This window comes from Streptomyces sp. NPDC058371, assembly GCF_042723265.1.
GTDB lineage: Bacteria > Actinomycetota > Actinomycetes > Streptomycetales > Streptomycetaceae > Streptomyces.
The window spans coordinates 102257-115039 of sequence record NZ_JBHXJC010000007.1; the positions used below are offsets into that span (position 1 = coordinate 102257).

The following is a 12783-nucleotide window of genomic DNA, read 5'->3' on the forward strand; positions in this document are numbered from 1 at the left end:
TCAGCCCGACAGCGCCTGGGCGAACGCTCCCGAACTCTGCGTCACGCCGCTGCAGTCGGTGGCCGCGTCGTCCGACGACGGGTCCCCGGACGAACACTGCCGGTCGCGGAAGGTCGACCACATGGAGACCCACGCGACCTCCTTCTCCTCGGCGAACGTACGGAGTTGGGCGGCGTCGGAGAGGGTGAAGGTCTCGTTGGCCACGTCGTTGTCGCCGATCATCGAGGTGAGCGCGAGGCCCTGCCAGGCTCCCTCGGACGAGAGACCGAAGACCTTCGCCAGCTGGTCGTGGGCGGCCGCGGCCGAGGTCTCCGCGTAGTCGCCCATGTCGCCGGTGTACGAACTCCCGTAGTTCATGGTCATGATGTTGACGGTGGAGACGTTCACCCCGTGGTCGTTGGCGGACTCCAGGAGCGCCAGGCCGTCCGCGTCGAGTCCGTCGGGCATCACCGGCAGGGTGTAGGTGACCTCCAGGTCGCCGCGCTCCTTCTGGAGCAGCGCTATCGCCTCGGAGCGCAGCGCGACGGAGTCGGAGTCGGTCAGTTCGTCGCCCTCGATGTCGAAGTCCGCCTGGGTCGAGCCGGCCGCGTCAAGGGCCTTGCCGTAGGCGGCGGCGAGCGCGGACGCCGTGTCACACGTCGAGGCGAGCTCCTTGCCGGACGCCCCGCCGAACGAGACGCGCACACTCGCGCCGGAGTCCGTGAGCGCCGAGATCCGCGAGGTCACCGCCGAGTCGCCGATGGCCTCCGTCCCGTTCCACTCCGGCGTGCAGCCACTGCCGTCCGAGATCACGAAGGCCAGGTTGTACGTCGACGGGGACCCGGCGGAGTCGGTGCCGGAGGCGGTCGTGGCGCTGACGTAGGGGGCGTACGAGGTGGCGGAGGCCGCCGACCCGTTCGAGGTGTCCGGGGCGGACGACGGGGTTCCCGCGGACCGCGCGGCCGAGGTGCCGTCACTGCCCGAGGAGCACCCCGCACAGGCCAGCGCCACCAGGCAGACGAGCCCGGCAGCCGGCTTCAGGAAACTCCTCATTGTGCATGCACCCGCTCTCGTGATTTCTGTCTCAAGACGGAAACGAAGCGTGTTTCCACTGGGGAAGGTGCCACATCCGGCGATGAATCATGAAGACAGGGGAGGCACAGAAAGGGCCTGGCAAAGGGGGAGCGAATCGGGTGATTAGGGCGGATGAAAGAGGCATAGCAACTCATATGGGTCGTCGCTGAGTTGTGCGGATGCGCGAGGATTCTCTCAGGGGAATGACAGGTGAAGGCGTTTCTCATGGGCGTCTCACAAGAGAAACCGAGTTTAGGGCACATGAAAGCGTCCTAATGTCCGGGGAATGCAATCCGAGTCCGCCATCGAAAACCGTGCCCCTGGGCACGGCCGCCGCCGCAAGAGCGGCAACGGGTCCCTGGAAGGTCCCGTGTTCGTTGACAACTCCGGACGCAGGGCACGACTGCTGCGCCGGATCGGCCTCCTCGTCGGCGTCCTCTGCCTCGGGTACGCGGTCGTCCTCGGCATGGCCTTCATGGGCTGGGGCACCCCGCTGACCCCGTCCTCGCTGCTGCCCTTCGGCGACCGCGGTCCGGCCGCCCAGAACGGCGGGCCCGGTGGCCGGCTGCACGGCGGCGTCGGTACCCCGCCCGCCGGGTTCACCGGCGCTCCGCCGACGGGCCTGCCGACCGCGGCGGCCACCCCCAGCTCCGTCCCGTCCGCGTCTGCCTCCGCCTCTGCCTCCGCAGACGCCAACTGACGGGGGCGCACGCACTCCTATGACTACGACCACGCCCACGCGCGGCCGCCGACGCGCCCCCACCAGGATGGAGCGGGCGGCCGGCCGGGCCGCCGCCCTGCAGAAACCGCGCGTGATCCTGGCCGTGCTGCTCCTGATGGCGCTGTGCAGCGTGATGCTGCTCGACGGCTATCTGCGCTCCGAGATCGGCAACGACGCGCGGGTCCGCGACGGCGCGGCCTACGACAAGGTCCCGCAGAAGGTCCTCGACGGCGGGCCCATCCTGTCGTTCGACAAAGGCGCCGAGAAGACCCAGTCGGTGCCCGACAAGACCATCGCGCTCACCTTCGACGACGGCCCGAACCCGACCTGGACGCCCCAGATCCTCAAGGTCCTGGAGGAGAACGACGTCCAGGCCACGTTCTTCATGGTCGGCTCGATGATCTCCCGCAACCCGGGCATCGTGAAGGACCTGGTGGACCAGGGCAACGAGGCCGGTATCCACACCTTCACGCACGTCGACCTCTCCTACCAGAGCACCTCGCGGCTCCAGCGCGAACTCAAGCAGACGCAGCTCGCGCTCGCGGGCGCGGCGGGGATCAACACCACGCTGTTCCGGGCCCCGTACTCCTCGGAGATCAACGCCGTCGACAACTACAGCTGGCCCGTCTACCAGGAGATCGGCGACCTCGGCTACACCAGCGTCTTCGTCGACGACGACAGCGACGACTGGAAGCGGCCCGGCGTCTCGAAGATCGTCGAGTGGGCCACGCCGAAGGACAACAAGGGCGCCATCGTCCTGATGCACGACGCGGGCGGCAACCGGTCGCAGACGGTCAAGGCGCTCGGCGAGTACATCAAGAAGATGAAGGACAAGGGCTACACCTTCACCACGATCAGCGGGGTCACGGCCCAACTCGCCAAGCAGGACGCCGACAAGGCCGCCGCCGCGTCGGGGCGGACCGGTGCGGCCGGTAAGGCTGGTACGGCCGGTGCCGCCGGGCAGACCGGTACCGCAGCCCCCTCGGCGAGCCCGGGCCGGCAGGCGAGCAGGCCGGGCGGCGCTCCGGCCGGCGGCGAGCTGGACGGTCAGCAGCTGAAGCAGGGCACGGCCGCGGCCGCCCTGGCCCACGCCGAGCAGGCCGCCCATTCCAAGGCCACCGGTGCCACCCTCTACGAGGGCAAGGCCCTCATCGCGGCGGTCGCGGTGGCCGAGTGCGCCGTGCCGGTGCTCGCCTACTTCCTGGGCATCGTGGGCGTGGCGGTGATGGGCCGGTTCGGGCTGATGCTGATCCTGGCCCGGCGCCACTACAGACAGCGCAACAAACGCCGCTTCAACTGGGGCCCGGCGGTGGTCCGCCCGGTCAGCGTGATCGTGCCCGCGTACAACGAGAAGGAGTGCATCGCCAACACCCTCAACTCCCTGGCGCAGAGCACCCATCCGATCGAGATCATCGTCGTCGACGACGGTTCCACGGACGGCACGAAGGAGATCGCGGAGGCGCTGGGCCTGCCCAACGTCCGGGTCATCCGCCAGGAGAACGCGGGCAAGCCGGCCGCCCTCAACAACGGGGTGCGCAACGCGCGGTACGACATCGTCGTGATGATGGACGGCGACACGGTCTTCGAGCCGGACACCGTACGGCAGTTGGTGCAGCCCTTCGCCGATCCGGCGGTCGGCGCGGTCGCGGGCAACGCCAAGGTCGGCAACCGCAACACCGTGATCGGCGCCTGGCAGCACATCGAGTACGTGATGGGCTTCAACCTCGACCGGCGCATGTACGACCTGCTGCGCTGCATGCCCACCATCCCGGGCGCGATCGGCGCGTTCCGCCGGGAGGCGGTGCTCGCGGTCGGCGGCATGAGCGAGGACACGCTCGCCGAGGACACCGACATCACCATCGCGCTGCACCGCGAGGGCTGGCGGGTCGTCTACCAGGAGCACGCCAAGGCCTGGACGGAGGCGCCGGGTTCCCTGAAGCAGCTGTGGTCCCAGCGCTACCGCTGGTCGTACGGCACCATGCAGGCGCTCTGGAAGCACCGCAAGTCCCTGACGGACCGGGGTCCTTCAGGCAGGTTCGGCCGGGTCGGCATGCCGCTGGTGGTCCTCTTCCAGATCGTCACGCCGGTCTTCGCCCCGCTCATCGACGTGTTCACCGTCTACTCGATGATCTTCGTGGACTTCTGGCCGTCCCTGCTGGCCTGGCTCGCCGTGCTCGCCGTCCAACTCCTGTGCGCGGCCTACGCGTTCCGGCTCGACAAGGAGAAGTACCGCTATCTCGCGATGATGCCGCTGCAACAGCTCGCCTACCGCCAGATGATGTACCTGGTCCTCATCCACTCGTGCGTGACCGCCCTGACCGGCGGCCGGCTGCGCTGGCAGAAGCTCAAGCGCACGGGCGAGGTCGGCACCCCGGCGGGAGTGGGCCGATGAGCTGGGGCCCGGAACAAAACGGGCAGGGTCGGCAGAGCCGGGAGGGGTACGGGCAACAGGCCCCGCCCCAGCAGTACGGCCAGGCGTATCCCCCGTACGACCAGGGGTACGACCAAGGGCGCGATCAGGGGTATGCGCAGGGGTACGTGCAGCCCCAGCCGTACACGCAGCCGGTGCAGCCCGCGCCGTACGACCGGCCCTGGCAGTACGTGCCCGAGGGGACGGGCGAGATCTCGGCCGTCCCCCGCACGGAACCCCTCCCGGCCTCGCCACCCGTTTCTCCGCCTCCGGTGACGACGGCGGCCGAGCCGAAGCCGCAGGCGACAGCGGGTGTCCGCGACCGCTACTTCGACGCGCTGCGCGCCATCGCGCTCGTCCGTGTGGTGACGTACCACACCTTCGGCTGGGCCTGGGCGGGGCTGGTCTTCCCGTCCATGGGCGTGATGTTCGCGCTCGCCGGCTCGCTGATGGCGAAGTCCCTGGAGCGTCCGGCGCTCAAGGTGGTCAGGAGCCGGGTGCGCCGACTGCTGCCCCCCTTCTGGTTCTGGGGATTCTTCGTCGTGCTGGCGATGCTGATCCACGGCTGGATGCCCGGCTGGCAGATCGTCTTCTGGGTGCTGCCGCTGGGGGACCCGCCGGGCAACCGGTGGGGGATGCAGGCCTGGGAGATCCTCTGGTACCTGCGGACGTACCTCTGGTTCGTCCTCCTGTCGCCGGTGCTCCTGAAGGTGTTCCGGAAAGCACCCGTCCCGGTGCTGCTGCTCTCCCTCGTACCGATCGTGGTCTTCCAGTACGCGTGGCAGCCGCCGGACAACCGGTTCGGCAGCGGCCTCACCGATCTCGCCACCTTCCTGTTCTGCTGGCTGGTCGGTTTCGCGCACCGCGAGGGCGTCCTCCAGCGGCTGCGGCCCGCCGTCGTGGTCCCGCTGTCGCTGGCCGCGCTGGCGTACGGCGCGTGGTACGCCTTCACGCACCAGGCGGAGTACGGCGGTTACGACCTGGACGACATCCCGCTCGCGCAGACCTTCTGGTCGGCCGGCTTCGTCACGCTGCTGATGTACTTCAAGGCGTACTACAAGGTCGACTTCGCCGGCCTCGCCCGCTTCCGGCGGCTCGACCGGACCGTGACGATCTTCAACGGGCGGGCCGTGACGATCTATCTCTGGCACGAGATCGCGCTGATTCTCGCCGTGCCGCTGATCGACCAGTTCTGGAACGTGCCGGCGTTCGAGAAGTACCTGCCGCTGGAGAGCCAGTGGTTCATGTTCGGCATCGGCTGGCTGCTGATCTGGATCGCGATCCCGCTGTTCGGCTGGGTCGAGGACGTGGCCGCGAAGCGGAAACCGAAGCTGCTGCCCTGAGCGGCACGCGGGACGGGCCGTACGGGCCGGGCGCCGGAGAGTCGCCGGGCCCGTACTGCCACAATGGGACCGTGACCCGCGCATCTCTGGACAAGCAGCCGCACGAAGTCGCCTCGATGTTCGACGACGTGGCGGAACGGTACGACCTGACGAACGACGTGCTGTCGCTCGGCCAGGCCCGGCTGTGGCGCAAGGAGGTCGCGAAGGCGGTGGACGCCCGGCCCGCGCAGAAGGTCCTCGACCTCGCCGCGGGGACCGCCACGTCCTCTCTTCCCTTCGCCCGCACGGGCGCGTACGTCGTGCCCTGCGACTTCTCCCTCGGGATGCTCCGGGTCGGCAAGAAGAACCACCCCTGGCTGCCGCTGACCGCCGGTGACGCCACGAAGCTGCCCTTCAAGGACGACACCTTCGACGCGGTGACGATCTCCTTCGGGCTGCGCAACGTGCAGGACACGGACACCGCGCTGAGCGAGCTGTACCGGGTGACCAAGCCGGGTGGACGCGTGGTGATCTGCGAGTTCTCGCACCCCACCTGGGCGCCTTTCCGCACGGTCTACACCGAGTACCTGATGCGCGCCCTGCCCCCGGTGGCCCGCACGGTGTCCTCCAACCCCGACGCGTACGTCTATCTCGCCGAGTCCATCCGCGCCTGGCCCGACCAGCCGGCCCTCGCCGAGCGACTGCGCAAGGCGGGCTGGTCGAAGGTGGCGTGGCGCAACCTGACGGGTGGCGTCGTGGCGCTGCACCGGGGTTTCAAGCAGGGCTGAGCCCCGCCCACCTCTCCCCGACGTCCCCAATCACCCGTAAGAGGGTGCATTGACGGGAACCGGTCAATGGGAAACTCGTGTCCGTTGATTACGTGTGATGACGCCTGACTACGTCCGGTCACGGCACGAGTCCGGCTCGAGTTCTCTGAATGACGGAGCTTTCCCATGGCGTCGAACTGCCCGCACTGCGGGGCACCCGCTCCTGACGAAGCACGCTTCTGCATGAAGTGCGGCCGCGAGCGCGTACCGGCGACGGCCGACGCGCCGTCGGGGCCGGCGACTCCGGCGGCTGAATCTCCGGTGGCTGACTCTTCGGCGCTTGAAGCGCCTGCGTCGGATACGCCTGCGTCGGATACGCCTGCGTCGGATACGCCTGCGTCGGAAACTTCGGCGCCCGGGACGCTCGTGCTGGGAAAGCCCGAACCTGAAACCCCGGCGCCTGAAGCGCCTGACGCACCTGCGTCGGAGGCCCCCGCGCCCGGGACGCTCGTGCTCGGGAGCCCTGCGTCCGGAACGCCTGTGCCTGGAACGCCCGCGTCCGGAACGCCTGCGCCTGAAGCTCCCGCGCCTGGAACGCCTGCGTCTGAAGCTCCCGCGCCCGGGACGATCGTGCTCGGGAAGCCCGCCCTTCCGTCGGCGCCGCCTCAGCCGTCGGCCGCTCTGCCGATGGCGCCGCCCGTGAGCCCGCCGCCTCCCGCGTACGCCCCCGTGCCCGCCCGGCCCTCCGTCGTCGGTGCCTTCTTCGGCCGTACGTTCACGGGGGACTGGGCCGGCGCCGCGCAGGCCGCGCTCTGGCCCGTCGGACTGCTGCTGATCTCGGCCGTGGCGCTGGCGATCCCTTCGTACGGGCAGGGCGACGAGGTGGTCGTCGGGTTCGGCGACCGGATGCGGATCGCCCTCGCCCTGCTGTTGCAGGCCTTCGGCGGCGGCTTCGAGGTGAAGGAGGCGTCCGGACCCGGATTCGGGGGTAGCGGCGCCGGGTTCGCCTCCGATCTCAGCGGCGGCGGAGAGCTGTCCCTGATCCCGCTGACCGTCACCGCGCTGTGGCTCGCCGCGCTCTTCGTCGGCGTACGGATGCTGCGCACCCGCCTGGCGCTGCGGGCTCCGCGCGCCGCGACCGACGGGCTCGAAGCGGCCGTACGCGTCGTCCTGCTGGTCACCGCGGCCGTGCTCGTGCTCGGGCTGTTCGCGCAGCCGACCGTCGCCGGCATGGTCACGGTCTCCTCGTCACCGTGGCTCGCCGCGCTCGGCGCCCTGCTGCTCGGCCTCGCCGTCGCCGGCGGCGTACTGCACCGCGACGACCTGGCCCAGTGGCTCGCCGCGCGGCCGGGCGCACGGACCTGTGTCCGGGCGACGGGCACCGCGCTGCGCGCCCTCGCCGTGGTCCTCGCCCTGTGCTCGGTGGTCGCGTTCGTCTGTCTCGCGCAGGTGGACGACCTCGGTGAGCTGTCCGACCTCGACGGCTCGGACGTGTCTCCCCTGCTCGCGGCGCTGCTCGTGCTGCCGAACCTCGCACTGCTCGCCCTCGGCCTGTCCTGGGGTGCGCCGGTGGAGGTGGAGGCGGGCGGCAACTCGCCGTTCGGCGGCGGGTACGAGCGCCGGGGCCTCGGGCTCCCCGAACTCGGCGACGCCGTCAACTCCTGGGCGGTCGCGGGCGCGTTGGCCCTCGGCCTGGTCTGTGCGCTGACCCTGGGGGCCATGGCCGCCCGCCGATCGGCCGACCGGCGTGAGCAGTTGCTGGCGGCGGGGATCTTCTTCGGTCTGTTCCTGCTGCTGGCGGGGATCGGCGGATTCAGCACCCAGGTGGCCGGCGGCCCGTCGGACTACGGGTCCGGCTATGGGTCCGACTACGGGGCGGACTACGGATCCGGGTCGGGTCCGGGGGCCGGTTTCGGCTCCGGTTCCGGGGACGCGGTCGCCGGTACGGTCTCGGCCGGCGTGAGTCTCACGGACGCGCTGCTGTTCGGGGCGCTGTGGGTCTTCGTCGCGGCCCTTCTGGCGCCGTATCTGCTGCGGATGGCCGGGGTGCGGACGGGCCCGGTCGCACCGCAGGTCTCGCCGGTACCGCCGATGCCGGGCGCTCCCGCGGGGTACGTACCCGGGCCGCCGCAGCCGGCTCCGGCGGTTTCGTCTCCGCAGGCGCCCGTGGCTCCGGCGCAGGCTCCGTCCCGACCCGGGGTTCCGGCGCCACCGGGACCGGCGGTCGCCATGCCCCACGCGGTCGTCCCCGTCGCGCCCGCCCCGGTCGCGTACGGCTCCCGCACCGTGCAGCTCGGGCACCCCGCGCCGGGCCTGCCGCTCGGTCCGGTGGCTCCCGTCGGTGCCGCGCCCCCAAGCCGTGCCCTGGTCTGGGTGGTCACCCTGGTGCTCGCCGTAGCGGTCGGCGGCGGTGCCGCGGCCGGGGTGCTGGTCTGGCAGGACCATCAGTCCAAGGGCACCTCCGACAAGGCGGGGACACAGCCCGGACCGACACCCTCGCAGAACGGTGCCTCACCCACGCCGTCCGCGGAGCCCACTCCGTCCCCGACGCCGAGCGAGCAGCCCTCGGACGACGTCCCGGCCGGCCAACTCCCCGACGGCTACCACCGGTTGACCGATCCGATGGGATTCTCCGTGGCCGTCCCGGACGTCTGGGGGCGCGAGGGCGTGAAGTACGGGACGCAGGTGACGTACGCGGGCTCGACCGGCCTTGAGCATCTCCAGGTCGGCGTCATCGCGAACGCGGGCTACACCTCGTACGACAACTTCCTGACCCTGGAGAAGACCGCCAAGAAGAAGGACACCGACTACCGGCGGATCAGGCTGGAGCGGAACACCTTCCAGGGCCGCGCGGGCGCCCTCTGGGAGTACACGTACACGGATGAGTCCGGCCGGACCGTCCACGCGAAGGACCAGGGGTACGTCGCCGAGAGCGGCACCGAGTACGCGATCATGCTCGTCGGCCGGGACGAGCTGTGGGAGAGCGACCTCACGGAGACGTTCCGGGTGGCTCTCGAGACGTGGGAACTCGGCTGAGCTCCAAGGAAGGTCACCCGGGAATGCGGCCGGGCTCCCGGAAGGCGGCGGCCGATTCGGCCGGGCTCCCGGAAGGTCACCCGGGGACTCTGCTGCGCTCCCGGAAGGTCATCTGAGAACCTCGAACGGGTCGCCGGGCGCGTCGAGTTCACGGCGCATTCCGCCCGGCGGCGGTCCGGACCGGCGCGGCTCGTGCACCCCCGCGCCTCCGCCGCCCTCACCCTCGCCGAAGTCGAACCACACGGTGATCACGGCACCGCGCGGCACCTCGGCTCCGGGCAGCGGGTACTGGCGTACGACGTAGTCGACGACGGCGAGGTGGAAGTCGGGCCGGTCGGGCGCGGCGAGCAGCACACCTCGCGTCTCGGCCGTCTCGCGCGCGTCCACGGCCATCAGACCGACGAGCTGCGGCACACGCACTTCGGGTGTCTTGGGTGTCAGGCGCACGGACGTCACCCCCAGCGGTACCGGCAGGGTAAGCCCCGCCGGGGTCCTTCCGGAAGCCGTGCGGGGCCTGCGACCGGCCGGCGCGGGCGCCGTTTCGGTCAGCCGAGAGTCGGCCGAACGTCAGCCGAGAACCAGCCGGTAGCGGTGGCCCTCCTGCTGAGACGCCGGGGTGGTGAACCGCTCGGCGAGCTCCATGCCGAGGCGCCTCGCCACCGCGATGGAACGCTCGTTGCGCGCGTTGACCATGGCGACCACGCTGGATACGCCCGCCGCGCGCACCCGGTCGATGGTGATGTGCGCGGCCGCGGTCACGTACCCCCGGCCCCAGTACTCCCGGCCGAGCCGCCAGCCGATCTCGATCTCGCCCTGCGGGCCCCACTCGTGCGGCCACGGCTGCGCGCCGGTGAAGCCGAGCACCTCGCCGGCCGCACCGACCATCGTCCAGAAGCAGAAGCCGTGCTCCGCGTCGTGCCGGCGCTGCCGCGCGGTCAGCTCCTCGTAGACCGAGAGTTCGGCCGCCTTGCCCCCGTGGAACTCCATCACTTCCGGGTCCGCGAAGATCCGGTGCCAGGCGAAGGCGTCCTCGTCGGTGGGGACGCGCAGCTGTACTGCGGGGAGAGCTCGGTTCACGGGGGCAGCCCTTCAGCCGGGTGATCTGTACCGCTGCATAGACTGCCCATGTCCAGTGCCCGTCAGCACGTATTTTTCGAACCTTGGGGAGAACCCGCCGTGACCGAGCCCCTCTCCGAAAACACCGCCGATGTCATCGTCGTCGGGGCCGGGCCAGCCGGTTCCACCACCGCGTACTACCTGGCGAAGGCCGGACTGGATGTCCTGCTGCTCGAGAAGACCGCGTTCCCGCGGGAGAAGGTCTGCGGTGACGGACTGACCCCGCGCGCCACCAAGCAGCTCGTCTCGATGGGCATCGACATCTCGGAGGAGGCCGGCTGGCTCCGGAACAAGGGCCTCCGGATCATCGGCGGCGGCGTCCGGCTCCAGCTGGACTGGCCGGATCTCGCCTCTTTCCCCGACTACGGACTCGTCCGCAAGCGGGACGACTTCGACGAGCAACTGGCCCGGCAGGCACAGAAGGCGGGCGCGCGGCTGTACGAGCGCTGCAACGTCGGCGCCCCGATCACCGACGACCGCACCGGCCGCATCACGGGTGTGCACGCCAAGCTCGGTGAGGAGAAGCGCGAGGTCACCTTCCACGCCCCGCTGGTCGTCGCGGCCGACGGCAACTCGACCCGGCTCTCCCTCGCAATGGGCCTGCACCGCCGTGAGGACCGCCCGATGGGCGTCGCGGTGCGTACGTACTTCACCAGCCCGCGCCACGAGGACGACTACCTGGAGTCCTGGCTGGAACTGTGGGACCGGCGCGGCCCCGGCGAGGACCGCCTGCTGCCGGGCTACGGCTGGATCTTCGGCATGGGCGACGGCACGTCGAACGTCGGCCTCGGCGTCCTCAACACCACCGACTCCTTCAAGGAGCTGGACTGGCGGGAGGTGCTGAAGGCGTGGTGCGCCTCGATGCCGGAGGACTGGGGATACACCCCGGAGAACATGACGGGCCCGATCCGCGGCGCCGCCCTCCCCATGGCCTTCAACCGCCAGCCCCACTACACCAAGGGGCTGCTGCTGGTCGGTGACGCCGGCGGCCTGGTCAACCCCTTCAACGGCGAGGGCATCGCCTACGCCATGGAGTCCGGCCAGATCGCCGCGGACGTCATCGTCCAGGCCCACGCGCGGGCGACCCCCGGCCAGCGCGAACTCGCCCTCCAGCGCTACCCGCGCGTCCTCAAGGACACCTACGGCGGCTACTACACGCTCGGCCGTGCCTTCGTGAAGCTCATCGGCAACCCGAAGGTCATGAAGATCGCGGCTCAGCGCGGGCTCACCCACCCGATGCTCATGAAGTTCACGCTCAAGATGCTCGCCAACCTCACGGACCCGACGGGCGGCGACGCGATGGACCGGATCATCAACGGCCTGTCGAAGGTGGCTCCGAAGGCATAACGCCGGGGCCCTGCCGGCAACCCGGTCCACCGGTCTCCACCGGTCTCCACCGGTCTCCACCGGTCTCCACCGGTCTCGGCCGGCGCGGGCCGGGCCCGCCTCTTCACGGGTCCGCCCCGCCCCGCTACCGGCCGAGCCTCGTTCCGTTACCGGCTGAGCTCCGCCTCCCTGGCGGCGCGGCGGGCGAAGACCTGCTCGCGGAGATCCGTCATCTGCCGCAGCGCGTCCCGCCGGTCCCGCCGGGAGAGCCGGTCCAGGTAGACGCGGCCGTTGACGTGGTCGGTCTCGTGCTCGAGGCAGCGCGCGAAATATCCCGTTCCCTCGATGACCAGGGCGTTCCCGTCCCGGTCGACGCCGCGCACGACGGCGCGGTCGGGGCGGGGTACGGCCATCACGGCACCCGGCACGGAGAGGCAGCCCTCGCCGTCGTCGAGCAGCCGCCGTCCGGCCGGAGCGAGTTGCTCCAGCACCGGATTGACGATGTGTCCGACATGCCGGACACCGCCGTCGTCGGGACAGTCGAAGACGAAGAGCCGCAGGTCGACGCCGACCTGGTTCGCGGCGAGGCCCGCACCCTCGGCGACGTACATCGTCAGGAACATGTCGTCGATGAGTGCGGCGAGATCGGGTCCGAACTCGGTCACGTCCCGGCAGGGCCGGTGCAGCACCCCCTCGCCGACTTCGGTGATGCGCCGCACGGTTCCGCGAGCGGCTTCCGGCGTGCGGGCGGGGTATGTCGTGACGGGCTTTCCCTGGACGAACACACGGGGCATATCGGTCACTTCCTCGGTCGGTGTGAGGATCTGGTCCTCGTCCATCCAACCGGAACCCGGCTTTCGGCCGCCGGGGATCCCGGCCCGCGATGCCTCCGAGAGGGACCTGAGGGGCCCCTGTGGGCCCGCTGAGGCACCTCTGAGGGTGCGGGCGAGGGTCGCCCGGGGGCGGCCCGGGTACGCGCGAGGGCCACCTCCCGGACAGGGAGACGGCCCTCGACAGAAACTGCCGTGCGCA

10 protein-coding genes and 1 pseudogene are annotated in these 12783 nt (G+C 70.6%); 7 read left to right on the forward strand and 4 right to left on the reverse strand.

What is annotated here, in order from left to right; translation table 11 throughout:
* On the reverse strand, positions 1-1032 hold the full coding sequence (locus ACFWM2_RS21835) for a chitinase (protein WP_383282286.1): 1032 nt from the start codon (positions 1030-1032) through the stop codon (positions 1-3).
* A 307-nt stretch (positions 1033-1339) separates the two neighbouring features.
* Between ACFWM2_RS21835 and ACFWM2_RS21840 the strand changes: the two genes are divergently transcribed.
* From ACFWM2_RS21840 to ACFWM2_RS21865, 6 genes and pseudogenes are all read left to right on the forward strand, one after another.
* The gene (locus ACFWM2_RS21840) at positions 1340-1753 is read left to right on the forward strand and encodes a hypothetical protein (RefSeq protein WP_383282289.1); all 414 of its coding nucleotides are present in this window, start codon (positions 1340-1342) and stop codon (positions 1751-1753) included.
* A gap of 19 nt (positions 1754-1772) precedes the next feature.
* Positions 1773-4166 (forward strand): bifunctional polysaccharide deacetylase/glycosyltransferase family 2 protein, encoded by a 2394-nt coding sequence (locus ACFWM2_RS21845; protein WP_383282292.1) that lies wholly within the window; start codon positions 1773-1775, stop codon positions 4164-4166.
* A complete protein-coding gene (locus ACFWM2_RS21850) occupies positions 4163-5527 on the forward strand; it encodes an acyltransferase family protein (RefSeq protein WP_383282295.1) in 1365 nt (454 codons plus the stop codon). Before ACFWM2_RS21845 ends, ACFWM2_RS21850 begins: the two co-directional genes overlap by 4 nt.
* Positions 5528-5598: 71 nt before the next feature.
* Entirely contained in the window at positions 5599-6294 is a 696-nt protein-coding gene (locus tag ACFWM2_RS21855) for a demethylmenaquinone methyltransferase (RefSeq protein ID WP_383282298.1), read from the forward strand.
* 165 nt (positions 6295-6459) lie between these two features.
* Positions 6460-6528, forward strand: a pseudogene (locus tag ACFWM2_RS21860) (zinc-ribbon domain-containing protein); the annotation flags it as partial.
* Positions 6529-6972: 444 nt separating this feature from the next.
* Positions 6973-9309 carry a hypothetical protein gene (locus ACFWM2_RS21865; protein WP_383282927.1) on the forward strand — a complete coding sequence of 779 codons (2337 nt, stop codon included), beginning with the start codon at positions 6973-6975 and terminating at the stop codon, positions 9307-9309.
* 108 nt (positions 9310-9417) lie between these two features.
* Here the strand turns inward: ACFWM2_RS21865 and ACFWM2_RS21870 are convergent, their stop codons facing one another.
* Both ACFWM2_RS21870 and ACFWM2_RS21875 read right to left on the reverse strand, forming a co-directional pair.
* Positions 9418-9756: a PASTA domain-containing protein gene (locus ACFWM2_RS21870; RefSeq protein ID WP_383282300.1), complete on the reverse strand. Its 339-nt coding sequence runs from the start codon at positions 9754-9756 to the stop codon at positions 9418-9420.
* Between the two features lie 120 nt (positions 9757-9876).
* Positions 9877-10386, reverse strand: a complete 510-nt coding sequence (locus ACFWM2_RS21875; protein WP_383282303.1) for a GNAT family N-acetyltransferase — start codon at positions 10384-10386, stop codon at positions 9877-9879.
* Positions 10387-10434: 48 nt separating this feature from the next.
* Here ACFWM2_RS21875 and ACFWM2_RS21880 point away from each other — a divergent pair, with 48 nt between their 5' ends.
* Positions 10435-11772: a geranylgeranyl reductase family protein gene (locus ACFWM2_RS21880; protein WP_383282306.1), complete on the forward strand. Its 1338-nt coding sequence runs from the start codon at positions 10435-10437 to the stop codon at positions 11770-11772.
* A gap of 146 nt (positions 11773-11918) precedes the next feature.
* On the opposite strand, the gene def is transcribed toward ACFWM2_RS21880, so the two are convergent.
* On the reverse strand, positions 11919-12545 hold the full coding sequence (gene def / locus ACFWM2_RS21885) for a peptide deformylase (protein WP_383282906.1): 627 nt from the start codon (positions 12543-12545) through the stop codon (positions 11919-11921).
* Between the last annotated feature and the right edge of the window lie 238 nt (positions 12546-12783).

Coding starts and splice junctions, on each gene's coding strand:
- ACFWM2_RS21840 (WP_383282289.1), top strand. CDS start 1,340: ATGCAATCCGAGTCCGCCATCGAAAACCGTGCCCCTGGGCACGGCCGC.
- ACFWM2_RS21845 (WP_383282292.1), top strand. CDS start 1,773: ATGACTACGACCACGCCCACGCGCGGCCGCCGACGCGCCCCCACCAGG.
- ACFWM2_RS21850 (WP_383282295.1), top strand. CDS start 4,163: ATGAGCTGGGGCCCGGAACAAAACGGGCAGGGTCGGCAGAGCCGGGAG.
- def (WP_383282906.1), bottom strand. CDS start 12,545: ATGCCCCGTGTGTTCGTCCAGGGAAAGCCCGTCACGACATACCCCGCC.
- ACFWM2_RS21880 (WP_383282306.1), top strand. CDS start 10,435: ATGTCCAGTGCCCGTCAGCACGTATTTTTCGAACCTTGGGGAGAACCC.
- ACFWM2_RS21835 (WP_383282286.1), bottom strand. CDS start 1,032: ATGAGGAGTTTCCTGAAGCCGGCTGCCGGGCTCGTCTGCCTGGTGGCG.